This window comes from Anaeromyxobacter sp. Fw109-5 (assembly GCF_000017505.1).
Taxonomy (GTDB): Bacteria; Myxococcota; Myxococcia; order Myxococcales; family Anaeromyxobacteraceae; genus Anaeromyxobacter.
Genome location: NC_009675.1, coordinates 1,679,795 through 1,702,736, shown reverse-complemented (window position 1 = coordinate 1,702,736; position 22,942 = coordinate 1,679,795). Strand labels below are relative to the sequence as shown.

The following is a 22,942-nucleotide window of genomic DNA, read 5'->3' as shown; positions in this document are numbered from 1 at the left end:
CGACCCCTACAATCCCAGCTCGATGAACATGAAGCGCCTGCTCGCCGCTCTGCCCCTCGCCGCCGTCGCGATCCTCATCCTCGCCCTCCCGTCCGACGCCCAGGCGTGGGGCCCGCTCGCGCACCTCAACTTCTCCGCGCAGGCGCTCTCGAGCCTCGGGGTGGTGCAGCCGTCGCTGCGCGGCCTGCTCCAGGACTTCGGCCACGACTTCCTGTACGGGTCCCTCGCCGCGGACATCGTCGTGGGCAAGAACATGGCGAGGTACCTGTACCACTGTCACAACTGGCGCGTCGGCTTCAACGTGTTCAAGCAGGCCAAGCCCGGAGCGGAGCAGGCGTTCTCGCTCGGCTTCCTCGCCCACCTCGCCGCCGACACGGTCGCGCACAACTACTACGTGCCGTTCAAGACCGTGGCCTCGTTCCACAAGGCGCGCACCCGCCACGCCTACTGGGAGCTGCGCTACGACCAGCGCATGGATCGCGCGCTCTCGCAGCTCGCCCGCCAGGTCTCGACCCGCGCGCTGCGGGAGCACGACGACTTCCTCGATCGGACGCTGGCGGGCGCCTCCGTGCTCCCCTTCGGCGTCTCCAAGCAGCTCTTCCGGTCGCTGCTCGCGAGCGCGCGCATGAGCCGCTTCCACCACGTGTCCCGCTCGGTGCTCGCGCCCGAGCGGAACCTCGTGCTCGAGGCGGACCTCGTGACCGAGACGGACGTGCTCGCCGTGGAGGCGATCGTCGGGATGCTCGCGGAGGGCGAGCGCAGCGAGGCCGCCCGCGCGGACGCGACCGGCGCGCGCAACATCCGCCTCGCGACGGATCTGCGCAAGCAGCTCAAGGAGCGCTCCGCGCGCGGCCACATCCTGCGCCGCGAGGCGCACGAGATCGCCGCCGAGACCCGCGAGAGCTTCCGCGAGGCGATCCGCGGCAAGCTCGTGCTGCCGCGGTCGCTCGCGAAGCTGTCGGCGGCCTGATCGACGCGCGCCGGCGGCGGGTCACGCAGGGGGCGGCGCGGTGGCGCGCGGCAGCTCGATCGTGAACGTCGTCCCCTGCCCGGGGGCGCTCGCGAGCGTCACGCGGCCCCCGTGCGCCTCGACGATCTGGCGCACGATGAACAGCCCGAGCCCGAACCCGCTCACCTCCAGGTAGCGCGCGGCCCGCTCGAAGGGCAGGAAGATGCGCTCCTGATCCTCCGGCGAGATGCCGGCCCCCCCGTCGTGCACCGCGACGCAGGCGCGCGCGCCGTCGGATCGAACGCGCACGTCCACGCGCGTCCCCGGCGCGTACTTCGCCGCGTTGAGCAGGAGGTTCGTGATCACCTGCTCCACCCGCAGGCGGTCCCAGACGCCCCGCGCCTCGTCGGGCGCGTCCACGTGGACCGCGCAGCGCGCCTCGGCGAGCTCCGTCGCGTGGCGCTCGACGACCGCGCGCACGCTCGCCACCAGGTCCATCGGCTCGGGCCGGAGCTTCAGCCGCCGGGCGGAGATGCGAGTGGCGTCGAGCAGATCGTCGACGAGGCCCACGACGCGCAGCACCTGCTCCTCGGCGCCGCAGAGGAGCTGGACGAGCTTCTCGCGGGGGACGCTCGCGAGCTCGTCCCGCGCGACGAGCCGCTCGAGGGCGTGGATCCGGATCCGGAGCGGCGTGAGCGGGGTCTTCAGCTCGTGCGAGGCCACGGCGAGGAACTCGTCGCGCGCCCGCACCGCCTCCTCCGCGCGCTCGTAGAGGCGGGCGTTCTCGAGCGCGATGGCGAGCCTCCGCGCGACCTCCTCCGCGAGGGCGATGTCGTCCGCGCCCTCCGACCGCGGCGCACCGAGGAGCGTGAGCGAGCCGAGGGGCTTCCGGCCGGCGAGCAGCGGCAGCGTCAGCTCGCGCATGCGCCCGACCGCCGCGCGCAGCGGCTCCGGCCACCCCGGATCCGGCCCCTCCGGGCGCACGACGGGCCGCCCCGTCGCGAGCGCGCGCGAGACGCTCGTCACCTCCTCGAGGTGCGCCGCCGCGCGCTCCGCCGCCTCCCGCGCCGCCCCCTCGCGCTCCGGATCGGGGTGCGCCACCCACGCTCGCCCCGGCCTCCCGCCGGCGGGGGCGAGCCACAGCACCGCCGCCTGCGCGAGCTGCGGGACCGGCAGCCGCACCGCCGCGCGCGCCACGTCCTCGAGCGCGAGCGACGCGCCGAGCCGGCCGCTGATCTCCGCGAGGAGCCGCTGCGCCTCGGCCTCGTGGAGGAGGAGTCGCTCGCGCTCGCGGTGGTACTCCCGCTTGCGCTCGAGCTCGGCGGGCGAGACCTGGAGCGAGGTGAGGATCTCGGCGTACGCCGCCGAGATGGCGCGGGACTCCTCGGGGAGCACGAGCGGGTTGCGCCGGAGCGCCGCGTGCGCGCCGGCGCTGCCGATGGCGGCGGCGAGCGTCGTCTCGACCTCGGCCTGCAGCTGCGCGAGCTGGATCGCCGAGAGCCCGCCCTCCCGCGGCGCGCCTGCCCGGGCGAGGCACTCCTCGGCGAGGCGGGCGCCGTCCTCCTCTCCGTGGTACCGCGCGAGGAGCGCCGCTGCGGCGGCGCGCTTGTCCTCGACGCGCGCCACCCTCGGGCTCTCGTCCGCGTCGCGCGCGAGCGGCGGGGCGCGGAGGCCGACGATGCGCTCGGCCCGGGCGAGCTCCTCGGACGAGGGCGGGAACAGGAGCGACCCCACGGCGAACGCGCCGCCGTTCAGGACCAGCGTCCACAGCACCGCGTGGGAGACGGCGTCGAGGTGCACGTCGAGGAGCCCCTCGGGACGGAGCGGCTCGATCCCGAACGGCCCCAGGGTGAGGATCGACTCCGGGAGCCATCCGGAGCGCGCCAGGACCGGCACCACGAGCGTGTACACCCACGCCGCGATCCCCAGGGACATGCCGGCGACGGCGCCGGTGCGGCTCGCGCCCGGCCAGAAGAGGACCCCCACCACCGCGGGCGCGAGCTGGAGCACCGCCACGAAGGACACGAACCCGATCGACGCGAGCGAGTACTGCGCGCCGAACGCGCGCTCGTACGCGAACGCGGCGGCGAGGATCGCCGCGGCGCTGACCCACCGCACGGGCCGGAGGTGCCGGCCCAGGCCCGCGAGCGGACGGAACCGGTCGGCGGCTGGCACCACCACGTCGTTCGAGATCATCGTGGCCAGCGCCGTCGTCTCGACGATGATCATCCCCGTCCCCGCGGAGAACCCGCCGAGGAAGACGAGCCACGAGAGCGCGTTGCGTCCCTCCTCGAGCGGCAGCGACAGGACGAACGAGTCCGCCTGCGCCACGGGGAGGCCGAGGAGGAGCCCGCCGAGGGCGATCGGCAGGACGAAGACGTTCATCGCGAGCAGGTAGGCCGGGAACAGCCACATCGCGGTGCGCAGGTGGCGCTCGTCGGAGGCCTCGACGACCGCGACGTGGAACTGGCGCGGCAGGAGGACGACCGCGACGCCGGCGACGAGCAGGTGCAGCAGCCAGGTGACCACCCCCTGGCCCCCGAGGAGGTCCGGCACCAGCGGCGCCGGCGCCGCCGCCGCGCGCTGGAACACGTCGGTCAGCCCGTCGTAGCGACCGTACGTCACGTACAGGCCGGCGGCGATGAACGCGACGAGCTTCACGGCGGACTCCGCCGCGAGCGCGACCATGAGGCCCGGGTGGCGCTCCGTCGGGCGGACCCGCCTCAGCCCGAACAGCACCGTGAACAGCACGAGCAAGGCGACCAGCGGCGGGCCGACGCGATCTCCGACCCGCGGGTACGCGAGCGCACCGGTCCCGCCCGCCACGAGGCCGAGCGTCGCCGACAGCGTCTTCAGCTGGAGCGCGAGGTAGGGCACGAGCCCGACCACGAGCAGGCCGGTGGCGAGCAGTGACACCCGGTGCGATCGCTCGTAGCGCAGGGCGAGGAGATCGGGCAGCCCGGTCACGCGGTACTCCGCCTTGATCCGGATGAGCTTGCGGACCGTCCACCACCACGCGATCGCGCAGAGCGTGGGGCCGAGGTACACGGTGAGGAAGAGGACCCCGTTCTCGGCGGCGAAGCCGACGCTGCCGTAGAACGTCCACGTGGTCGCGTACACGCCCATGGAGAGCGCGTAGACGAGCGGCGTGGCCGCCAGCCTGCGGCCGGCGGGCCGCTCCGCCCACGCCGCGACGCCGAAGAGGGCGGCCAAGTACGCGCCGACGATGGCGGCCGGGACGCCGAGGTCACCCACGGCGCGCGTCCTGGTCGTCGCCTTCGCGGGCGTCGCCGTCCCCGAGCGCGAGGGCGCGCGCCATGGCGGCGAGCCCCACCACGATGGCGCTCCACGCCACCACGAGGTGGAGGAACGCGGGCAGGAGGTGGAACCTGGGCGCGCGCACGAAGGGCCAGGCGAGCACGAGCACCCCGGTGACGAGGAACCCCGCCGCGAACGCGCGCTGCCGCAGCACCCGGCCGATCCGGGCACGCTCCGACCCGGGCCTCACGGCCGCTCCGCGACCCGGTCGCCGCAGGTCGACGTCACCAGGGCGAGGACGTCCGACAGGCTCACCGGCTTGTGGAGCACCCCGTCCGCCTGCGCGCGGGTCGCGTCCGCCGGCGACGCGAACGCCGTGACGAGGACGACGCACAGGTGGCGAAGGCGGTCGTCGGCGCGGATGCGCGCGAGCAGCGCCGCCCCGTCGAGCACGGGCATGGCGAGATCGAGCAGCACGAGCGCGGGCCTCGCGCCGCCGGCGAGGAGCGCCCAGGCGGCGCCGCCGTCGCGCGCGAGCCCGACGCTGTACCCCTCGAGCTCCAGCGCGAGGCCGAGGGCCTCGCGGATGTCCGCGTCGTCGTCGACTACGAGGATGTCGAGGGTCTCCATGCGCGCGGACCGGTGACGCGCTCGTCATCGTGCCCTGCTTGCTGCACGTCGCGGCAAGCGTCGTCCGCTCGCCGCCTCCCTCCTCCAGCGGGCGGCCCCTCCCCGTCGCGCCCCCTCGGCCTCGCGCCCGCCCTCGCAGAGGCGACGCCCGGGGGGTGAGCGGACCGTGGGTCACCCCCCGCGCGGGCGACGCGCGTCCAGCACCGGCAGGATCCAGTCCAGGATGGCCTCGGCGACCTGCTCCTTGGGGCCCTCGATCTCCGCGAGCTCGTCCGCGGAGACCAGCGCCACGCGGTTGGTGTCCGAGCCGAAGCCTGTCCCTGGCGCGCCGACCTTGTTCGCGACCACGACGTCGCAGCGCTTCGCCTTCAGCTTCTCGCGCGCGTGGGCGATGACGTCCTCGGTCTCGGCCGCGAACCCGACCAGCACCGGCGCGTCGGGGCGCCCCGCCAGCCGCGCGCCGAGCCCCGCGAGGATGTCCGGGGTGCGCGCCAGCACGAGCGTCTCGTCGCCCGCGGACTTCTTGCGCTTCTGCGCCGCGACGTCGCGGGGCCGGTAGTCGGAGACGGCCGCCGCGCCGACGAAGACGTCCATCCCGTCCGTCGCCGCGTCCACCGCCTCGGCCATCTGCTCGGCGGTCTCGACGCGCACCACCCGCGCGCCCGCGGGGTCCGCGAGCCCGGTGGGGCCGGAGACGAGCGTCACGTCCGCGCCGCGCCGCGCCGCCACCGCCGCGACGGCGTAGCCCATCTTCCCGGTCGAGGGGTTCGAGATGAAGCGCACCGGGTCGATCGGCTCGCGCGTCGGCCCGGCCGTGACGAGCACGCGCCGGCCGGCCAGGTCCTGCCGGCCCAGGAGGCGCGCCGCCGCGAGGGCGATCTTCGCCGGATCGGCGAGGCGCCCCTCCCCGACGTCGCCGTCGGCGAGCTCCCCGGCCTCGGGGCCGACGACGTGCATCCCGCGGGCGCGGAGCGCCGCGAGGTTCTCCTGCACCGCCGCGTTTCCCCACATGCGCGTGTTCATCGCCGGCGCGAGGAGCACCGGGCAGGTGACGGCGAGCAGCGTCGTCGTGACCCCGTCGTCGCCCATCCCCGCCCGGATGCGCGCGATGAGGTCCGCCGTGGCCGGCGCGACGACGGCGAGGTCCGCCACGCGGGCCAGGCCGAGGTGCCCGTAGGCGAGATCCGCCGCCGGGTCGAGCAGGTCGACCAGCACGGGCGCGCCGGAGATCGCCTGGAACGTGAGCGGCCCGACGAAGCGGGTCGCCGCCGGCGTCATCGCCACGCGCACCGTCCCGCCGCCCTTCACGACCAGGCGAGCGACCTCGCAGGCCTTGTACGCGGCGATGCCGCCGCCGACGCACAGGAGCACCGTGCGGTTTCGGAAGTTCATGCGGGCCATATTACCCTCGAACGCTTTGCGGTGAGGGCCGGCGGTGCCATCCTGCGCGGGCGTGGATGCCAGCCCCGAGGCCGCCGAGCCGACCCCCGCGCCCCCGGCGCCCAAGAGCGCGCTCGCGTTCTTCGCGGTGCTGCTCGCGCTCTTCCTGCCGGGGCTGCTCGCGCAGGCGATCCACGTCTTCGTGGGGCTCGTCTGGTCGGAGCTGTTCGTCTTCCTGCTGCCCGCGCTGGTGCTCGCCACCGGCTCGAACCTGAAGGCGGTGCCCTACCTGCGCCTCGGCCGCGTGCGGCCGGCGCCGCTCGTGCTCGGCGCGCTCGCCGGCGCCGCCGGGACCCTGCTCGCGATGGGGGTGATGGCCGGCGCGCAGCGGCTCATGCCGCGCTCCTGGATCGAGACCTTCGACGTGGCGAAGCTCTTCGACCGCTCGCTCGCCGAGCGCGTGGTGCTCGCCGTCGTCGCGACGCTCGTCGCGCCCGTCTGCGAGGAGATCGCCTTCCGCGGCTATCTCCAGACGACCCTGCTCTCGCGCCGGCGGCCCGCCGCGGCGCTCGCCGCGTCCACGCTGCTCTTCGCGGTCATCCACCTCGACCCCGTGAGGTTCCCGGCGCTGCTGGTGCTCGGCGGGGTGTTCGGTTGGCTCGCCTGGCGCTCGGGCTCCATCTGGCCGGCGGTCGCGGCGCACGCCGTGAACAACGGCATCGTCTCGCTGTTCGCCCTCGCGGCCCCGCGCGCGGCGCGCGAGGTGGAGCAGCCGCCGGTCGTCGCGATCGTCGGCGCGCTGCTGCTCGGCGCGGCGGCCCTCGCCCCGCTCCTGACCGCCTTCCGGACCGTCAGCGAGGGGCCCATCCCGCCCGAGGCGGCGATCGTGCGGCGCGAACCTTCGGACCCCTCGACCCGCTTCCGGCTGAGCCGCGTGCCCGCGAGGCTCCATCTCGCGATGCTCGCGGGGGCGCTGCTCCTGCTCGCGCTGTTCCTCGCGGTCCGGATGGGGGCGCTGCCCGGGCCCGGGCGCTGAGCGGAGGGGTCAGCGGGAGGTCAGATGGAGTCCCGCGGGACGGGCCCCATCCCCTCGCCTTCCTCGTCCTGCGGCTTGCCGCACTCGCCCATCGTCTCCTGCACGAGCTGCTTCAGCCGGCCCCGCCGCTGGATCTCGACGAGCCCGTCGAGCTCCTCCCGGCGCGCGTCGGAGTCGGCGCGTACGATCGCGCGGTACGCCCGGAGGACGCTCTCGATCCCGGCGGACTGGACCGTGGCCCAGTCGTCCTTCGCCCGCGGGTGCTCGATGAGGAACGTGGCCATCCCGAAGATCGACTGGAGGTACAGGATCCGCCCGTACGGGCCGGGGTCCTCCACGAGCACGTCGAGGGGGCCCGAGCAGCTCCGCACCTGGATGTCCGGGATCTCCACGATCCAGTCGAGCAGCCTCCGTCGCGCCGCGTTCGCGTCCTTCGCGAGCGGCGCCTTCTCGAGCCTCCGGGTGGTCTCGACGGCCCGGCGCCGCTCCTCGGGGGTAGATGGGCCGCGCGCGCCGGCGAGGGCAGGGACGACGAGCGCGAGCGACGCGGCGGCGAGAAGCGGGCGAATCACGGGCACCTCCGTCGAGGACGTCGGATCGGACCACGGTTCGTGCCAGGCGTCGAGCGCGTCCTCTCCGTCTCCTCCTTGGGGCGGAACCTCGGTAGGCCCCTCGACAATGAGGTGCAGGTAGGAGAGCAATCCCCACCACGGCGGTCGTGCGTGAGCGCACGCGGGTCGGGCGGGGGCGGGTGGGACCGGAGGCATCGATGGGGAACGAAGGCTCGCCACTCGAAGATCGAGTCCTCCTGCTCATGCCCACCGGCCACGGCGCCGACCTCGCCGGTCCGGCGCTCCGCCGCGCCGGCCTGAACGTCGTCGCCGTCCCGGACGCGACCACGCTCGCGACCGAGATCGGGCGCGGGGCGGCGACCGCCGTGATCGAGTCCGAGTGCCTCTCGCAGGACGCGCTCACCGGCCTCTCGGGCGCCCTCGCGCTGCAGGAGCCCTGGTCGGACCTGCCGATCATCCTGCTCTGCCGGGACGGCCTGCGCCTCCCGGCCGCCTCCCCCGCGCCGGATGCGCTCGACGCGCTGGGGAACGTGACGCTCGTGGAGCGGCCCGCCCAGGTGCTCACCCTGGTCGGCGCCGTGAAGAGCGCGGAGCGCACGCGCCGGCGCCAGTACGCCGCGCGCGACCTCATGCGTCAGCTCGGACGGGCGGTGGACGCGCGCGACGAGTTCCTCGCGATGCTGGGCCACGAGCTGCGCAACCCGCTCGGCGCCATCCTCCTCGCCCTGCCCCTCTTCCGCTCCTCCGACGACGAGCGCCCGCGCGGGATCATCGACCGCCAGGCGCGCCGCCTCGCGCGGCTGGTCGACGATCTCCTGGAGGTCTCGCGCGTCACGCGCGGGCAGATCACCCTCCGGCGCGAGGTCGTGGACCTGAACGAGCTCGTCGGCGAGGCGGTGGCGGGGCTCGCGGAGGCCGCCCGGCTGCAGGGGCTGGACCTCGCCGTGTCGCTCTGGCGCGAGCCGGTCCCCATCCACGCCGACCCCGTCCGCGTCGAGCAGATCGTCGCGAACCTCCTCGCGAACGCCCTCAAGTACACCCCGTCCGGCGGCCGGGTGACCGTGCTCGTCGCGCGGCGCAACGAGAAGGCCTCGATCCGCGTCAGCGACGACGGCATCGGCATCCCCGCCGACATGATCGCGCGCATCTTCGAGCCGTTCACGCAGGCCGCGACCACCATCGACCGCGCCCAGGGCGGCCTCGGGCTCGGGCTGGCGCTCGTGAAGCGGCTCGTGGACCAGCACGGCGGCACCGTCGAGGCACGCAGTCCGGGACCCGGCCAGGGCAGCGAGTTCGAGGTGTCCCTCCCCATCGCCGCGGTGGCGGAGAGCCGCGAGCGGACCCCGTCGCGGCACGAGCCGCGCGGCGGGAAGCTGCGAGTCCTCGTCGTCGAGGACAACGAGGACAACCGCGACGCGTTGCGGCTCCTCGTGGAGCACCTCGGCCACGAGGTGGACGCCGTGGAGGACGGCCTGCGCGGCGTCTCGCGCGCCCTCTCCGACCACCCCGACGTGATGCTCGTGGACATCGGCCTGCCCGGCCTCGACGGCTACGAGGTCGCGCGCCGCGTGCGGACCGCCCTCGGCCAGGGAGTGAAGCTCGTGGCGGTCACCGGCTACGGCCAGCCCGAGGACCGCCGCCGCGCCATCGCGGCCGGCTTCGACCAGCACCTCACGAAGCCGGTCGACTACGACACGCTGTTCCGCCTGTTCAAGCCCGGCGCGTGCCTGTCGCCCCTCGACGCCGCCGCGGGCTAGCGTCGCGGCACCCCCGCGCGGGCTTCGACATGCCCGGCGCGAGCGGCCCGTCGGCGTCCCGCCCTACCCCACCCGCCGGAGGACGAGGCACTTGAGGTACCTCCCCTCCCGGAACTGCAGCGCCACCGGGTGATCCGCCGGCTGCCTCGTCTCCTCGACGAGCTGCAGCTCCACCTTCGCCTTGTACGCCGCCTCCTTCACCGCGTCCGTGAACTGCTCGGCGGAGACGCGGGCGGAGCAGCTCGCGGTGACGAGCAGGCCGCCGGGGGCGACCACGGCGAGCGCGGCGCGGTTCAGGGAGGCGTAGCCGGCGAGCGCCGCGTCCACCGCCTTCTGCGACTTGGCGAACGCGGGGGGATCGCAGACCACGAGGTCGAACCGGCGCCCCTCGCGCTTGTAGCGCGCGAGGAGCTCGAAGGCGTCCTCGGAGGCGAACGCGTGGTCGGCGGGGTCGAGGCCGTTCGCGCGGAAGTTCTCGCGCGCGAGCGCGATGGCGTCGCGATCCACGTCCACCGTCACCACGTGGCGCGCGCCCCCGAGCGCCGCCGCCACGGAGAAGCCGCCGGTGTAGCCGAACAGGTTCAGCACCTCCGGCCGGCCCGCGGCGAGCGCCCGCACGCGGCGGCGGTTCTCGCGCTGGTCGAGGAAGTGGCCCGTCTTCTGGCCGCGCCGCACGTCGACCAGGACCTGCATCCCGTGCTCGTCGTAGGCGATCCGCTCCGGGGGCTCGGCGCCCCACAGGACCCGCCCCTGCGGCGCGCCCGCCTCGGCGTCGTCGAGGTCGTCGCGCGGGATCTCGTCGCGCCCGTAGACGCCGGCGAGCCCCTCCGCCTCGGCGCGGAGCGCCTCGACGATCGCGCCGCGGTGGGGGGTGAGCCCCGCCGAGTACAGCTTCAGCACGGCGAAGCGGTCGTAGCGATCGGCGACCACGCCGGGCAGCCCGTCCGACTCCCCGTGGACGAGCCGGTAGCCCGTCGTGCCGTGGACGAGCTCGCGCCGGAGCGCGACGGCGCGGGCCACCCGGCGTCGCCAGTACGCGGCGTCGATCGCCTCCGCCGGCTCGCGCGTCAGGATCCGCACCGAGATCGCGGAGTGCGGATCGTAGTACCCGCGCGCCACGAACCGTCCCTCCTCCGTCACGTCCACGATGGCGCCTGGGGGGAGCCCCTTCGGCGCCCGGTCCACCGCCTTGCGGAACACCCACGGGTGCCCGGCGCGGAGGTGGCGCGCCAGGTCCTTCCGCAGCTCGAGCTCCGCCTCGCCGCGCACGACGCTCCCCGCTGCCCTCATCGCGCCTCCGGCCGGCCCCGCCGCGCGCGGCGCTCCGGCTTCGCGCGCTCTCGCCGCGCGCGTGAGAAGTTCCCCACCACCAGCCCCGGCCGCGCCCGCTTCAGCTCCGCGACGAGCCGGCGGATCCCGAGGGCCGGCCCGCCGCCGCCCAGGCCGCGCGAGAGCTCGACGTACACGTCGGGATCGAGCGCCAGCGGCCGCGTCTGCACCTGGTCCACGCCCGTCTCCGCGACCAGCCGGCAGAGCCGCTCCGCCTCGCCCTCGCGGTCGGTGACGCCGGGGAAGGTGAGCAGGTTCAGGGCGACGTAGGCGCCCCTCTCCTTCGCGACGCGGATCGAGCGGACCACGTCCGCCAGCCCGTAGCCGCTCGGCCGGTAGTACGCCGCGTAGAGATCCGGCGAGGCCGAGTTCGTCGAGATCCGCACCGAGTCGAGCCCGGCGTCGATCAGGCGTCCCAACGCGTCCGGGAGCGAGCCGTTCGTGTTCGCGTGCAGGGAGCCGCGGCGCGTCTCCGCCCGCACGCGCCGCAGCGCCCGCTCGATCTCCTTCCAGCGCGTGAGCGGCTCCCCCTCGCACCCCTGCCCGAAGCTCACCATGATGCGCCCGGTCGCGCGGGCGAGGTGCCGGAGCGCCACCTCCGCCATCTCCTCCGCGGTCGGGGGGCGGGCGATGCGCTCGTGGCTCGACGGCGGCATCCCTTCCTGCTGCTCGGAGAGGCAGCCCACGCAGGAGGCGTTGCACGAGGCGGACGCGGGGATCGCCCCCTCGTCGCGCGCGTAGAACGTGTTCTGCGCGGTGAAGCAGCGCCACTCGAGGGCGCAGCGCGCGAGCTGCCGGTAGATCGGGTTGTCCGTCTCCTCGAGGGTGCGCTCCACCAGCTCCGGCAGGTCCTCGGTCGAGTGCGCCGTCGGGCTCCAGTGGCTTCGGCGATCGGTGTGCAGCGCCCAGGCGACCGGCCCGCGCGGACCGAGCGCCGCGGCGGTGTACGCCCACTGCGGCAGGATCGGCGCCTCCCCTGTCGTCGGGAGCGCGGCGCGGGCCGCCGCGGGCAGGAACGTCCGGGTGTATCCGGGCGGCAGGGTGGCGCCCACCGCGTGCGGCTTCACCCGCCTGCGCCCCAGCTTGATCTCGTGGAGGACGACCAGCGCGCCGGAGGACGGGTCGATCCCGACCGGGCGGCGCCCCGGGAGCATGCAGAGCGACGCGCCCTCCGGCAGGTCGATCGGCCGCTCGCGCGTGCCGGTCGCAGCGTCACCGCTGCGGACGGCCGCGTCCAGCTCGGGGTGGTCGTAGACGTTCCCGCGATCGTCCGCGAAGAGGAGCTTCGGCATCGGGCTCTATAGTGTAAGGGCGCCTCGGGCTGCCCCGCCCGGGCAGAGGCTCGACGGCGAGGGGCCCGCCTCATACCACGCGGACCAGCTCGCGGGAGCGCGTCCGCACGGCCGAGCCTCCGATTTGGATCGCGCCTCGGAGGCATGCGCCCCCCGCACAGGTCCGATTAGAATTCTTACGTCCTTTCCGCCATCTCGACCGCAGGCCCCCCCGACGACCGGGCGCGGGGGTGGGCGGCGGGAATCGGTTCGACCGGCTGCTCGTTCCCTGGTACGTGGTACGAGGGAAGCGGTGCACGGACGAGCGGAATAGAACCCCGGTGGGAGAGACGAACCCCTGATGTTCGATCTGAGACAGACCGACCTCACGCGTGGCGAGTTCGAGGAGCTCGCGCTCAAGCACCTCGATCCCCTCTACTCCGCGGCGCTGCGCCTCACGAAGAACGATCGTGACGCCGAGGATCTCGTCCAGGACACCTTCCTCCGCGCCTACCGCTTCTTCGACAAGTTCGAGCGCGGAACGAACATGAAGGCGTGGCTGTTCAAGATCCTCACGAACACCTTCATCAACCGATACCGGCGATCGGTGAAGGAGCGGAACATCGTCGAGGGCTCGGAGCGCGACGCCGTGCACGAGCGCTTCGTGTCGAGAGAGGCGGCGGAGTTCGCCGCGAACCCGGAGCAGTACTTCTTCGACCGGCTGCTGTCCGACGACGTGCTCAAGGCCGTCGACTCGCTCCCCATCGACTTCCGGCTCGTCGTGATCCTCGCGGACCTCCAGGAGTTCTCGTACAAGGAGATCGCCGAGATCCTCGACGTCCCCGTCGGCACCGTGATGAGCCGGCTCTACCGCGGGCGCCGCCTGCTCCAGAAGGCGCTGGCGAGCTACGCGGTGCTGTCCGGCGTGCTGCAGGAGGTCGGTGAGGACGGCAGCATCGATCTCGAGACGTACCGGAAGCGCCGCGGAAAGTCGGCGTAAGGCTCCCCGGCGGAAACGCGCCCATGGCGATCGAACCCACGCTCATCGCGGCCCTCGAATGCAGCGACGTCGAGCGCTCGGTCGATCCGTACCTCGACCGCGAGTTCGACGAGCGCGAGCGGGCCGAGATGGACGTCCACCTCACCGCGTGCCCGCGCTGCCGGTCGATGGTGGAGCGGCAGGCGCGCGTCCGCGCCGCCGTCCGCGCGAAGCTCCGCGAGGCGCTCGGCAGCGACTCGCCCGCCGGACGTGCCCCGCCCGCCCTGCGCGCCCGCATCGAGGAGTCCCTCGCGCGGAGACGCCTCCCGCTCTGGCGCCGGGCCCTCTCGCCCGTTCCCCTCGCCACCCTCGCGGCCTGCGTCGCGGGCGTGCTGCTCGTGCTCTGGCTCGACCCGCTCGGCCACGGCGACAGCCCGCTCGTCGAGGACGCCATCCGCAAGCACCACCGCGAGCTCCCGCTCGAGGTGACCTTCACGGATCCGGAGAGCGGCATCCCCGGCTGGTTCGCCGGGAAGCTCGACTTCAACCCCGCGCCGCCCCGCTTCCGCACCGCAGGCGTGCAGGTGCTCGGCGCGCGCCTCTCGCACATCGGCGCGTGGCCGGCGGCGTACATCCGGTACCAGCTCCCGCGCGGCCAGGCCGGCCTGTTCATCGTGGACGACCCCGACGGCCGCTTCGACACGTCCGGGCGCGAGGTGAAGATCGGCTCGCACAAGGTCCGGATCGCGGCCGCCCGCGGATACAACGTGGCGGTCTGGCGCCAGGACGAGATCGTCTACTCCCTCGTCTCCGATCTCGACGAGGGCCAGCTCTTCGAGCTCGTGCAGACGGCCCAGGCCGACGCGGCCCGGTAGCCGTCCGCCCGGACCGTCATTTTGACCCGCGCGCGGGCTGGGGTAGAGTTTCCCAGCCTTTTCCGCGCGGTTGCCGCATCGCCGCGCCCCCGTCCGCCCCCCGGAACGCGCGATGCCCACGAAGATCCTCCTCATCGAGAACGACGCCGCCCTCGCGTCGGCGCTCACCCAGGCGCTCGAGTCGCGAGGCTTCGAGGTCCGCGACACCGCCGACGGGAAGGACGGGCTCGACCTCGCGCGCGAGTGGAGCCCGCAGGGCATCGTCCTCTGCGTCGAGCTGCCGGGCATGAGCGGCTACCTCGTCTGCCAGCGGCTCAAGAAGGACGAGTCGCTGAAGGCCATCCCGCTCGTCCTGACCAGCGCCGAGGCGACCGAGGAGACGTTCGAGAAGCACCGGGCGCTGAAGGTCCGCGCGGACGAGTACCTCTTCAAGCCCTACGGGCCGCAGGCGCTCGTGGACGCCGTGGAGCGCGTCGTCGGGCTGGCCGAGCCGCCCGTCGACGACGAGATCCCCCGCCCCGACGACGACGACCTCGGGGAGGAAGAGCTCGTCAGCCTCGAGGACTCGATGGGGCTCGAGGCGCTCCCGACCGAGCCGGTCGAGGACCTGCCTGCGCTCGACCTGTCGGCGCTCCCCGACGACGAGCCGATCGCGGGCGGGCGAGGGGCGGCCGGCAGCGTGGACGACGAGCTGCGCCTGCTCGACGACGCCTTCGAGGAGCTCGCCGCTCCGTCCGCCGCCGCGGCCGCCGACGAGGACGACCTGGAGCTCGAGCTCGGGCTGGGGCTCGACGCGCAGGAGGACTCGGAGCCGCTCGGCCTGGACGATCTGGCCGCCGAGCGGGACGAGGAGGATCGGCCCGACGCCGAGCTCGCGCTCGACGCGCTCGGCGACGAGGGGGCCGGGCTGCCGCTCCCGGAGGAAGAGGACCGCGCGCCCGAGCCGGCGCCGCCGGCCCGCGGCCCGCTGCGCGGTGCGAGCGCCGACCTGCTCCGCGCGGCGGGCATCCCGCTGCTCGACGACGACCCGCCGAGGCAGGCGAGGGCGAGCGCGAACGGCGACACGGCGCGCCTCGAGCGGGAGCTCGAGGACGTTCGCGCGCGCGCGGACGAGTCCGAGGTGGCGCTCGCCGGCGCGCGCGGCGAGCTCGAAGGGCTCGCGGCGCGGGCGCGCCGGGCCGAGGTGGACGCCGCCGAGGCGCGCCGCCGCGCAGAGGACGCGGAGCGGCGGGCGAGCCTCGCCGAGGCCGAGGCGCGGAAGAAGGCCGACGAGGCGGCAGGCGCGGTCGCTCGCGCGGCGCAGCTCGAGCAGGAGCTCGAGGGGCTCCGCGCGGATCTGCTCGTCGCGCGCGAGGAGGCCGCGGGCGCGCACGGCGAGGTGGAGAAGCGCACCGGCGAGCTGCGCAAGCGCGTCCAGGAGCTCGAGGCGGCGAACGCCAAGAACGAGGACCGCGTGCTGCGCGCCTACCAGAAGATCAAGGGCGACGAGAAGGTGCGCGAGAAGGTGCGAAAGGCGCTCGCCATCGCCGCGCAGCTCCTCGACGAGGAGGCGCCGCAGGACACGCTCGGCGCGCGCGAGCCGAGGGCGGCGACGCCGCCGCCGCGCCCCTGAGGCGGAGACCACCTAGCCTGAATCGCCGCTGCGGCTCAGACCGGGCGGGCTCCGCTCACCCGAGCGCCTCTTCCTCTCCCTGGAGCTCGCCGGGCTCGAGGTCGAGCCCGAAGTAGCGGAGCATCCGCTGCTGGTGCCGCGTGAGCCCGCGCAGCTGGAGGTGTGGACCGCGCTGGGCGAGGTCGCACGCCACGGCCGCGAGGCCGAGGTCGTGGCAGTCGCGGACCTGCGAGAAGTCGACGACGAGCTCGTCGTCGCTGGAGATCTCGCCGAGCCAGCCGGCGAGGCGGGACGCGGCCATCCCATCGAACGTTCCGGCGATGCGGATGACCAGCTCGCCACGTGCGCCGCGCGTCACGTCCATCATCTCTGGGTCACCTCATGGTTCGCGAGCGCCTAGGGTGTGATCGCCGTTCCGGACGGTCAACCCACGACCCCAACCGAGTTCGCGCAGAGACCCGGTCTCGCGACGTCACGCGGTTTCCCTAGTGCGTGTCGGGTGCAGGGATTCCCTGCGGCATCTCGTCCTGCCCGCTCGCGGCGCGCATCGCGCCGAACGCGGCGCCGATGGCGAGCAGGTTCGTGGGCGAGAGCGCCGTGCGCGCCGCGGCCTTCACGAACGGGCGCATGAGCGGCCAGAGCCCGCCGCCGAGCACGAAGCCCGCGGCAGCCGCGGCCCCCAGGACGGCGATCGGGTTCTCCTGCATGCGCCGCTCGAGCTGGATCTCCTGCGCGAAGCGCGTGACCGCCTCGCGCGCCTGCTCCGTGACCGACTTCAGCGTCTCGCCGACCTCGCCCATGTCGTCCATCGCCGCCATACCCCTCACCTCCCTCGTCCCTCGATGGTCCATCCGAGTCCGCGCCCCGCTCACGTCCGCGACATGAGCCGACCGAGCAGGAACCCGATCCCGGCGGCGATGGCGCACGCCGCGACCGGCCGCTCCCGCGCGAAGTTGCGGATCACCTCGCCGGCGTCCTCCGCGTAGCCGCGGAGCTCCTCGATCCGGTCCTGCATGTCCTGCGCGATGTCTCCCGCGCTCTGCTTCACCTGCGAGACGCCGCCGCCGTTCTCCATGTGCCGACCTCACGGGGTTGAAGGGTTCCCTGTGGGAAGGTAGGCAACGCGTCGGGCGCGCCAAAGCCCCTCGGAGGCGAAGCCGGCGGTCCGGACGGGCGTCGTGGGAGGAGGCGGGTCCCCGGCGGCCACCCATGGGCCCACCGGCTCGCGCCGCGAGGGCGGCGGGGGCGGTCCCGGATCAGGATCGGCGGGCGCGCCGCCGTCGAACGGCGCCGAGCAGCTCGGTCAGCTCGGAGATGCCCAGCGCTCGCGCGGCGGCCAGGTAGGCGAGGCCGCCCGCCAGGACCGGGAGGAGCCCGAGGGCGAGCTGGCGGGCCAGGCCGCCGTCGTGGGGGAGCACGCGCTGGAGCCCCCGCAGGGCCGCCCAGGCGGCGAACCCGAGCACGACCGTCGCCGCCATCACGCGCCCGAGCTGCGCCACGATGCCGGCGCCGCCGAGCCCGCCGTGGCGCCGCCTCCAGACCAGCGCGAGGACGAGGAAGTTCACGCCGGCGGCGAGCGACGTGCCGAGCGCGACGCCGCGGAACCCCAGCACGGGCCAGAGCGTCACGTTGAGCGCCACGTTGGAGGCCATGCCGAGCACGCTGCCGACGACCGGCACGCGCGCCTCGTCGAGCGCGTAGAAGGCGGGGGCGAACACCTTCACCCCCGAGTAGGCGTAGAGGCCGACGGCGTAGAAGACCAGCGCCTGCGCGGTGGCGGCGGTGTCCTCCGGCCCGAAGCGGCCGTGCTCGTAGATCATCGAGATGATGGGCCCGGCGAGCACCGCGAGCCCCACCGCCGAGGGCACGTTCAGGAACGCCACGTGCCGCATCGCCGCCCCGAGCGTCGCCTTCACCGCCGGCATGTCCCGCGCGGCGGCGCGCTGCGCGACCCCCGCCCCCGCGACCGTGGCGATGGCCACCCCGAAGACGCCGAGCGGCAGCTGCATGAGCCGGAACGCCATCTGCAGCCAGGTGTTCGCGCCCACCTGGTGCGAGGCGAAGATGGTGTTCACGAGGATGTTCACCTGCGTCGCCGAGAGCCCCACGACGGCGGCGCCCATGAGCCTGCCGATGCGCCGCATGCCCGGGTCACGGAGCGCCTCGCGGGAGAGGACCGGCCGCGCCCGGAAGCCGAGCGCGTGCAGCGCGGGGAGCTGCGCGCCGAGCTGCAGGACCCCGCCCACCATCGTCCCCACCGCCCAGCCCACCACCGCGCGCTCGGGCGGCCAGCCCGACGCCCACAGCCCGAGGCCCACCGCGAGCGAGCCCACGTTGAACAGCGCGGGCGCGATGGCCGGGGCGCCGAAGCGGCTCTGCGCGTTCAGCATCCCCATCGCGACCGCGGCGAGCGACACGAGGAGCAGGAACGGCATCATGATGCGCGCGAGCAGCGCGGCGAGGCCGGGCGACTCGAGCCCCGGCGCGATCGCCGCCACGAGCCCGTCCGCGAAGACGACGCCCAGCGCGGTGAGGACGCCCACCGCCACGAGCACCACCCCGACCACCGCGTTGGCGAGCCGGTACGCGGCGTCGCGGCCGCGGTTGCGGTGGGCGTCGGCGAACGCGGGGACGAACGCCGAGGAGAGCGCCCCCTCCGCGAAGAGATCGCGCAGGAGGTTGGGGATCCGGAAGGCCACCACGAAGGCGTCCGAGTACCGATTCGCGCCGATGAGGATGGCGAAGAGCTGATCGCGCGCCAGCCCGAGGACGCGCGAGATCATGGTCGCGCCCGACAGCCAGAGCGCGCGCCCCACCCGCACGGGCGCAGCTGCGGGCGCGGCCGGGGGTGCGCCCGGGGGCGCCTGCGTCGGCGGCTTCATTCGGATCGGTCCGGCCACCCGCGGGCGGCGCGCGTCAGTGCTTCCCCATCGTGGGGCCGCGCGCGGCGGCCTCCTTCTTCATCATGAGGGCCTTCGCCTGCGCCTGGATCGTCTGCGGCACGTTCCGGTCGCGGGCGAGCTCCTTGATGTCCTTCTCCTGCAGCGTGTACATCATCTTCAGCGCGGTCGGTAGCGGGACCTTCGGGTTCTTCACGAGCGAGATCTTGATCGCGTAGGTCCGCGTGAACTCCCGGTTCGAGTAGATGTACCGGAGCACGTCGGCGTTCACGGTGCGCGAGTTGGCGAGGCCGAGGATCTCGCCGTCGGTGATGCGCGGGCTCGTGGCGGCCGCCATGGAGACCAGCTTGTTCGAGTCGCGGAGGAGGAGCGTGCGCGCCTCCTTGTTGCCGAGGGTCGCGAGCTTGATCTTCTCGGCCACCGACATCCGCATGACCCGCTGCGTGATGTTGAGCCTCTTCGTCGCGTCCTCGGCCGCGTCGGCCGGCGGGGGCGCGCCCTCCGGCCGCTCCTGGGCGAGCTCCGCCCCGTAGTCGCTCATGAGCGCGGCGGCGGTCTCGACCGGCGCGGCCTGGCGGACGGTCGGGTCGACGCGGTGGATCCGCACGTGGGCCGCCACGAGCTGCGGCACGTCGAGGAGCGTGAGGCCGTTCCGGACGCAGAAGTCGCAGGCGCCGTCCAGGGTGGAGGCGAGCGCGTTCGGGTTCCGGCACAGCGCCCGGATGACGTCGTCGCAGCGCAGGAGGCGCAGCTCGTTCTGGCGGACGATGTCGGCGAGCTTCTGCGAGACGGACGAGGCGAGCCGGGCGAAGGTCGCGTCCGGCGTCGCCGGGTTCAGGAGCACGAGCTCGAGCGCGGGGTCCTTGCCCGCGAACCGGTCGGCGAGCCAGTCGAGGACGTCCCCGGGGACGCCCTCCGCGCGGAGCGCGGCGCTCCAGAGCTTGTCGGGCAGCCCCTCCGCGGTCTTCACCGCGGCGCCGGCGACCGCCGCGTCGCCGTCGAAGGACAGGAACCAGAGCAGCGTGACGAGGTCGGCCGGCGCGACCGCGGGGACGAGCCCCTTCGCGCCCATCATCCGGAGCGGCGGCGGCGCCTTCTCGTCCGCGTGCTTCTGCAGCGGCTTCGGGAGCGTGTCGAGCGGAAGCGGACAGCCCGGCATGAGGCTCCTAGGGCCCCGGCGCGTCGCCGGGGAGGCCGAGCGCGAGGGGGGAGAGCTCGTACGCCGGCGCGCGGCGCTGGCGCCAGCGGTGGCGCAGCTTGCCGAGCGTCCGGTTGAGCGGGTTGGAGCGCGAGAGGAACGGCAGGACGGGCGCGCTGCGGGTGCCGAGCGCGTCGCGCGCCGCGAGCAGCCGCGCGTCGCGCGGCCACAGCTCGAGGCCGCGGGAGATGGCGCGCACCGAGCGCTCGCGCTGATTCAAGGCGAGGTGCACCCGCGCCAGGTTGAGCAGGAGCTCGGGGTCCGGGCCCGCCGCGCGGACGGCCTGGTCGCAGAGGGCGACGCCGAGGTTCGAGTTCCGCTCGACGAGCACCAGGGTGACGCCGTACCAGGACATCGCCCGCGGCGAGCGCGAGTCGCGGCGGTACGCCCGCCCGAAGGCGGCGTGCGCGGCCTCCGGATCGCGGGCGGCGAAGGCGGAGAGCCCCTCGTCGAGGTCCGGATCGCCCGGGGGCAGAGGCGCGGACGGCGCGGGGGAGGCCTCGCTCACCGGTTTCGCTCGTGGAGCAGGCGGAGCCCGTCCAGGGTGAGGTGCTCGTCCACCTCGGAGACGGTCTTCGACACCCCGGCGATGAGCGCGGCGAGCCCGCCCGTGGCGACCACCTTGGGCGCGAAGCCCAGCTCGTCCGCCATGCGCGCGCAGATGCCGTCCACGAGGCCGACGTAGCCGTACACGAGCCCGCTCTGGATCGACGCCACGGTGTTCTTGCCGATCACGTGCGGCGGCCTCTGGAACTCCACCCGCGGGAGCTTGGAGGCGTGGCGGAACAGCGCGTCCATCGAGATGGCGATGCCCGGGCAGATCGCGCCGCCCAGGTACTCGCCCTTCGGCGAGACCGCGTCGAAGGTGGTGGCGGTCCCGAAGTCCACCACGATGAGGCCGCACCGCCAGCGCTCGAAGGCCGCGACCGCGTTCACCACCCGGTCCGCGCCGACCTCGCGGGGGTTCTCGTAGAGGATCGACATCCCGGTCTTCACGCCCGGGCCGACGAAGAGCGGCTTCACCTTGAAGTAGCGGAGCGACATCTGCTCCAGGGTGAAGGCGAGGGGCGGGACGACGCTCGAGACGGCGACCGCGGTCACCGCGGCGGGGTCGAGGCCGGCGACCTGGAACAGCTGGCGGACGAGGATGCCGTACTCGTCGTAGGTCCGCGTGTGGCTCGTCTCGATCCGCCAGTGCTGGCGGAGCGACGGGCCCTCGTAGGCGCCGAGCACGGTGTTGGTGTTGCCGACGTCGATGGCGAGCAGCACGGCCGGAGCCTAGCGTCGCCTCCCCGCCTGGGTCAACGCGGGTGCGCTGCCCGGTGTCGCTCTATCGGCCGCTATCGCGGGCGGAGCAGGGTGACGTCCCCTGCCAGGATCCGCTCCACGCCGGCGCGGCCGCGCACGAGGAGCGCCCCCTGGGCGTCGATGTCCTCCGCGACGCCCGCGATCTCGCGCCCCTCCGTCCGCACCACCACCTCGCGCCCGAGGGTCACGGACCGCTCGCGCCAGGCGTCGCGGATGGTGCCGAATCCCTCCTCCGCGTGACGGTCGAGCCAGCCCTCGAGCCCGGTCAGGCAGGCGGCCGCGAAGAGCGCGCGGGGTACGGGGCGGCGCCGCTCGATGAGGAGGCTCGTGGCGTCGCCGCGGAGCTCCTCCGGGAAGTCCTCTGCGCGCGCGTTCACGTTCACGCCGACGCCGATCACCACCCAGTGCACCCGGTCCGGCTCGGCCGCGAGCTCGGTGAGGATCCCTGCGAGCTTCTTCCCGCCGACGAGCACGTCGTTCGGCCACTTGATGCCGGCGGCCACCCCGGCCTGACGCGCCGCGTCGCACACCGCGATGGAGGCGACGAGCGTCAGCTCGGCCGCGCGCGCGGGCGGGAGGTCGGGGCGGAGCACGACCGAGAAGTACAGGTTGCGCCGGGGGGGCGACACCCACTCGCGCCCGCGGCGTCCGCGGCCGGCGGTCTGCGCCTCCGCCACCACGACCTCGCCGTGCTCCGCGCCCGCGTCGGCGAGCTCCTTCGCGCGGTCGTTGGTCGAGCCGAGCTCGTCGTAGCAGTGCAGCTCCCGGCCCAGATCGTGGGTGTCGAGCAGCGGGCGAAGCTCGAGCGCGGTGAGCCGGTCGGGTACCTCGGCGAGCCGGTAGCCGCGCGCGGGCAGCGCGTCGATGCGGTACCCGGCGGCGCGCAGCGCGTTCACGTGCTTCCAGACCGCCGCCCGGGTGAGCCCGAGCTTGCCGGAGATCGCCTCGCCGGAGACGAACTCGTCGCCCGCCTCCGCGAGGAAGGCGAGGACGAGCTCCTCGCTGCTCGAGGTCTCCGCCATCGCGATCTCCCGGTCACCCCGAGGGCGTCAGCTCGAACGAGATGTCCACCGCCCGCGCCGAGTGCGTGATGGCGCCCATCGAGACGAAGTCGACGCCGGTGGCGGCCACCCGGGGGAGCCGCTCCAGGGTCATGTTCCCGCTCGCCTCGAGCAGGACGCGCCCGCGCGCGAGCCGCACCGCCTCCGCCATGGTCGATTCGTCCATGTTGTCGAGCAGGACGATGTCGGCCGCGGCGGCGATGGCGGCCTCGAGGCCGGCGAGGTCCACCACCTCGACCTCGATCTTGAGCATGGCCCCCGCCTCGGCGCGGGCGCGGCGCACGGCCTCGGCGACGCCGCCGCACGCCGCGACGTGATTGTCCTTGATGAGGATGCCGTCGCCGAGCGCGAAGCGGTGGTTCTTGCCGCCGCCGGCGCGCACCGCCGCCTTCTCGAGCATGCGCCAGCCCGGCGTCGTCTTGCGCGTGTCGAGGAGCCGCGTCCGCCCGCCGCCCGCGGCGAGGGCGTCGGCGCAGCGCCGCGTCGCGGTCGCCACCCCGGAGAGTCGCTGCAGGAAGTTGAGCGCGGTCCGCTCGGCGGCGAGGAGGGCGCGCACGGACCCGGTGGCGACCCCGACCACCTCGCCGCGCGCAGCGCGCGCACCATCCGCCCGGTCGAACCGGCACGCCGCGCCGAGCTGCTCGAAGACCCGGACGGCGACGGCGGTCCCGGCGAGGGTCAGCTCCTCCTTCACGAGGAACTTCCCCTCCCCCTTCGCCGCCGGGTCGATCGTGGCCTCGCTGGTCACGTCGCCGAGGAGGAGGTCCTCCTCCAGCGCGAGCTCGACGAGGCGCTCCGCGTGGGCCGAGAGCCGGGGCATCCCCGAA

At 74.4% G+C, this 22,942-nt stretch carries 22 protein-coding genes; 6 read left to right on the top strand and 16 right to left on the bottom strand.

The genetic code is table 11. From position 1 onward, the window contains the following. Positions 1-22 precede the first annotated feature (22 nt). Positions 23-970 carry a zinc dependent phospholipase C family protein gene (locus tag ANAE109_RS07635; protein ID WP_011985812.1) on the top strand — a complete coding sequence of 316 codons (948 nt, stop codon included), beginning with the start codon at positions 23-25 and terminating at the stop codon, positions 968-970. A 21-nt stretch (positions 971-991) separates the two neighbouring features. Here ANAE109_RS07635 and ANAE109_RS07630 read toward each other — a convergent pair whose 3' ends face one another. The 4 genes from ANAE109_RS07630 to coaBC all read right to left on the bottom strand — a co-directional run bounded on the left by ANAE109_RS07630 (position 992) and on the right by coaBC (position 6,229). Then, positions 992-4,204: an ATP-binding protein gene (locus ANAE109_RS07630; protein WP_011985811.1), complete on the bottom strand. Its 3,213-nt coding sequence runs from the start codon at positions 4,202-4,204 to the stop codon at positions 992-994. Then, a complete protein-coding gene (locus ANAE109_RS07625) occupies positions 4,197-4,457 on the bottom strand; it encodes a hypothetical protein (protein ID WP_011985810.1) in 261 nt (86 codons plus the stop codon). The genes ANAE109_RS07630 and ANAE109_RS07625 overlap by 8 nt, the downstream gene beginning before the upstream one ends. Next, a complete protein-coding gene (locus tag ANAE109_RS07620) occupies positions 4,454-4,837 on the bottom strand; it encodes a response regulator (protein WP_011985809.1) in 384 nt (127 codons plus the stop codon). The genes ANAE109_RS07625 and ANAE109_RS07620 overlap by 4 nt, the downstream gene beginning before the upstream one ends. Before the next feature lie 171 nt (positions 4,838-5,008). Next, a complete protein-coding gene (gene coaBC, locus ANAE109_RS07615; RefSeq protein ID WP_011985808.1) occupies positions 5,009-6,229 on the bottom strand; it encodes a bifunctional phosphopantothenoylcysteine decarboxylase/phosphopantothenate--cysteine ligase CoaBC in 1,221 nt (406 codons plus the stop codon). Positions 6,230-6,272: 43 nt separating this feature from the next. Here coaBC and ANAE109_RS07610 point away from each other — a divergent pair, with 43 nt between their 5' ends. Continuing rightward, on the top strand, positions 6,273-7,253 hold the full coding sequence (locus ANAE109_RS07610; RefSeq protein ID WP_011985807.1) for a CPBP family intramembrane glutamic endopeptidase: 981 nt from the start codon (positions 6,273-6,275) through the stop codon (positions 7,251-7,253). 20 nt (positions 7,254-7,273) lie between these two features. Here ANAE109_RS07610 and ANAE109_RS07605 read toward each other — a convergent pair whose 3' ends face one another. Next, positions 7,274-7,825, bottom strand: coding sequence for a hypothetical protein (locus ANAE109_RS07605; RefSeq protein ID WP_143827924.1), 552 nt, complete (start codon positions 7,823-7,825; stop codon positions 7,274-7,276). Positions 7,826-8,067: 242 nt separating this feature from the next. On the opposite strand from ANAE109_RS07605, the gene ANAE109_RS07600 reads away from it, so the two are divergent. Next, positions 8,068-9,582: an ATP-binding protein gene (locus ANAE109_RS07600; protein ID WP_143827923.1), complete on the top strand. Its 1,515-nt coding sequence runs from the start codon at positions 8,068-8,070 to the stop codon at positions 9,580-9,582. 63 nt (positions 9,583-9,645) lie between these two features. Here ANAE109_RS07600 and ANAE109_RS07595 read toward each other — a convergent pair whose 3' ends face one another. Continuing rightward, entirely contained in the window at positions 9,646-10,872 is a 1,227-nt protein-coding gene (locus tag ANAE109_RS07595; RefSeq protein ID WP_011985804.1) for a class I SAM-dependent rRNA methyltransferase, read from the bottom strand. Beyond that, positions 10,869-12,203 carry a radical SAM protein gene (locus ANAE109_RS07590; protein WP_011985803.1) on the bottom strand — a complete coding sequence of 445 codons (1,335 nt, stop codon included), beginning with the start codon at positions 12,201-12,203 and terminating at the stop codon, positions 10,869-10,871. Before ANAE109_RS07590 ends, ANAE109_RS07595 begins: the two co-directional genes overlap by 4 nt. A 340-nt stretch (positions 12,204-12,543) precedes the next feature. Here ANAE109_RS07590 and ANAE109_RS07585 point away from each other — a divergent pair, with 340 nt between their 5' ends. The 3 genes from ANAE109_RS07585 to ANAE109_RS07575 all read left to right on the top strand — a co-directional run bounded on the left by ANAE109_RS07585 (position 12,544) and on the right by ANAE109_RS07575 (position 15,648). Beyond that, entirely contained in the window at positions 12,544-13,182 is a 639-nt protein-coding gene (locus ANAE109_RS07585) for a sigma-70 family RNA polymerase sigma factor (protein ID WP_011985802.1), read from the top strand. 23 nt (positions 13,183-13,205) lie between these two features. Continuing rightward, a complete protein-coding gene (locus ANAE109_RS07580; protein WP_011985801.1) occupies positions 13,206-14,036 on the top strand; it encodes an anti-sigma factor in 831 nt (276 codons plus the stop codon). Positions 14,037-14,148: 112 nt separating this feature from the next. Then, positions 14,149-15,648 carry a response regulator transcription factor gene (locus tag ANAE109_RS07575; RefSeq protein ID WP_011985800.1) on the top strand — a complete coding sequence of 500 codons (1,500 nt, stop codon included), beginning with the start codon at positions 14,149-14,151 and terminating at the stop codon, positions 15,646-15,648. Positions 15,649-15,703: 55 nt separating this feature from the next. Here the strand turns inward: ANAE109_RS07575 and ANAE109_RS07570 are convergent, their stop codons facing one another. From ANAE109_RS07570 to nadC, 9 genes are all read right to left on the bottom strand, one after another. Continuing rightward, entirely contained in the window at positions 15,704-16,015 is a 312-nt protein-coding gene (locus ANAE109_RS07570; protein WP_011985799.1) for an STAS domain-containing protein, read from the bottom strand. Positions 16,016-16,133: 118 nt separating this feature from the next. Continuing rightward, the gene (locus tag ANAE109_RS07565) at positions 16,134-16,466 is read right to left on the bottom strand and encodes a hypothetical protein (RefSeq protein WP_011985798.1); all 333 of its coding nucleotides are present in this window, start codon (positions 16,464-16,466) and stop codon (positions 16,134-16,136) included. 50 nt (positions 16,467-16,516) lie between these two features. Further along, positions 16,517-16,723 carry a hypothetical protein gene (locus tag ANAE109_RS07560; RefSeq protein ID WP_011985797.1) on the bottom strand — a complete coding sequence of 69 codons (207 nt, stop codon included), beginning with the start codon at positions 16,721-16,723 and terminating at the stop codon, positions 16,517-16,519. 181 nt (positions 16,724-16,904) lie between these two features. Then, complete coding sequence (murJ, locus tag ANAE109_RS07555; RefSeq protein WP_011985796.1) at positions 16,905-18,530, bottom strand: murein biosynthesis integral membrane protein MurJ; 1,626 nt, start codon at positions 18,528-18,530, stop codon at positions 16,905-16,907. A gap of 34 nt (positions 18,531-18,564) precedes the next feature. Beyond that, positions 18,565-19,707, bottom strand: a complete 1,143-nt coding sequence (locus ANAE109_RS07550) for a hypothetical protein (protein WP_011985795.1) — start codon at positions 19,705-19,707, stop codon at positions 18,565-18,567. A 7-nt stretch (positions 19,708-19,714) separates the two neighbouring features. Further along, positions 19,715-20,254 (bottom strand): tetratricopeptide repeat protein, encoded by a 540-nt coding sequence (locus ANAE109_RS07545; protein WP_011985794.1) that lies wholly within the window; start codon positions 20,252-20,254, stop codon positions 19,715-19,717. Continuing rightward, positions 20,251-21,015, bottom strand: coding sequence for a type III pantothenate kinase (locus ANAE109_RS07540; protein WP_011985793.1), 765 nt, complete (start codon positions 21,013-21,015; stop codon positions 20,251-20,253). The genes ANAE109_RS07545 and ANAE109_RS07540 overlap by 4 nt, the downstream gene beginning before the upstream one ends. A gap of 71 nt (positions 21,016-21,086) precedes the next feature. Continuing rightward, positions 21,087-22,076 carry a biotin--[acetyl-CoA-carboxylase] ligase gene (locus ANAE109_RS07535; RefSeq protein WP_011985792.1) on the bottom strand — a complete coding sequence of 330 codons (990 nt, stop codon included), beginning with the start codon at positions 22,074-22,076 and terminating at the stop codon, positions 21,087-21,089. Between the two features lie 13 nt (positions 22,077-22,089). Beyond that, a complete protein-coding gene (gene nadC / locus ANAE109_RS07530; protein WP_011985791.1) occupies positions 22,090-22,935 on the bottom strand; it encodes a carboxylating nicotinate-nucleotide diphosphorylase in 846 nt (281 codons plus the stop codon). Positions 22,936-22,942 lie beyond the last annotated feature (7 nt).

What these genes read in the sequence shown, in the direction of transcription:
- ANAE109_RS07620 (WP_011985809.1), bottom strand. Translation starts at nt 4,837, where the DNA reads ATGGAGACCCTCGACATCCTCGTAGTCGACGACGACGCGGACATCCGC.
- ANAE109_RS07570 (WP_011985799.1), bottom strand. Translation starts at nt 16,015, where the DNA reads ATGATGGACGTGACGCGCGGCGCACGTGGCGAGCTGGTCATCCGCATC.
- ANAE109_RS07535 (WP_011985792.1), bottom strand. Translation starts at nt 22,076, where the DNA reads ATGGCGGAGACCTCGAGCAGCGAGGAGCTCGTCCTCGCCTTCCTCGCG.
- ANAE109_RS07635 (WP_011985812.1), top strand. Translation starts at nt 23, where the DNA reads ATGAACATGAAGCGCCTGCTCGCCGCTCTGCCCCTCGCCGCCGTCGCG.
- ANAE109_RS07590 (WP_011985803.1), bottom strand. Translation starts at nt 12,203, where the DNA reads ATGCCGAAGCTCCTCTTCGCGGACGATCGCGGGAACGTCTACGACCAC.
- ANAE109_RS07580 (WP_011985801.1), top strand. Translation starts at nt 13,206, where the DNA reads ATGGCGATCGAACCCACGCTCATCGCGGCCCTCGAATGCAGCGACGTC.
- ANAE109_RS07600 (WP_143827923.1), top strand. Translation starts at nt 8,068, where the DNA reads ATGCCCACCGGCCACGGCGCCGACCTCGCCGGTCCGGCGCTCCGCCGC.
- ANAE109_RS07575 (WP_011985800.1), top strand. Translation starts at nt 14,149, where the DNA reads ATGCCCACGAAGATCCTCCTCATCGAGAACGACGCCGCCCTCGCGTCG.
- ANAE109_RS07560 (WP_011985797.1), bottom strand. Translation starts at nt 16,723, where the DNA reads ATGGAGAACGGCGGCGGCGTCTCGCAGGTGAAGCAGAGCGCGGGAGAC.
- nadC (WP_011985791.1), bottom strand. Translation starts at nt 22,935, where the DNA reads ATGCCCCGGCTCTCGGCCCACGCGGAGCGCCTCGTCGAGCTCGCGCTG.
- coaBC (WP_011985808.1), bottom strand. Translation starts at nt 6,229, where the DNA reads ATGAACTTCCGAAACCGCACGGTGCTCCTGTGCGTCGGCGGCGGCATC.
- ANAE109_RS07565 (WP_011985798.1), bottom strand. Translation starts at nt 16,466, where the DNA reads ATGGCGGCGATGGACGACATGGGCGAGGTCGGCGAGACGCTGAAGTCG.
- ANAE109_RS07550 (WP_011985795.1), bottom strand. Translation starts at nt 19,707, where the DNA reads ATGCCGGGCTGTCCGCTTCCGCTCGACACGCTCCCGAAGCCGCTGCAG.
- murJ (WP_011985796.1), bottom strand. Translation starts at nt 18,530, where the DNA reads ATGAAGCCGCCGACGCAGGCGCCCCCGGGCGCACCCCCGGCCGCGCCC.
- ANAE109_RS07595 (WP_011985804.1), bottom strand. Translation starts at nt 10,872, where the DNA reads ATGAGGGCAGCGGGGAGCGTCGTGCGCGGCGAGGCGGAGCTCGAGCTG.
- ANAE109_RS07585 (WP_011985802.1), top strand. Translation starts at nt 12,544, where the DNA reads ATGTTCGATCTGAGACAGACCGACCTCACGCGTGGCGAGTTCGAGGAG.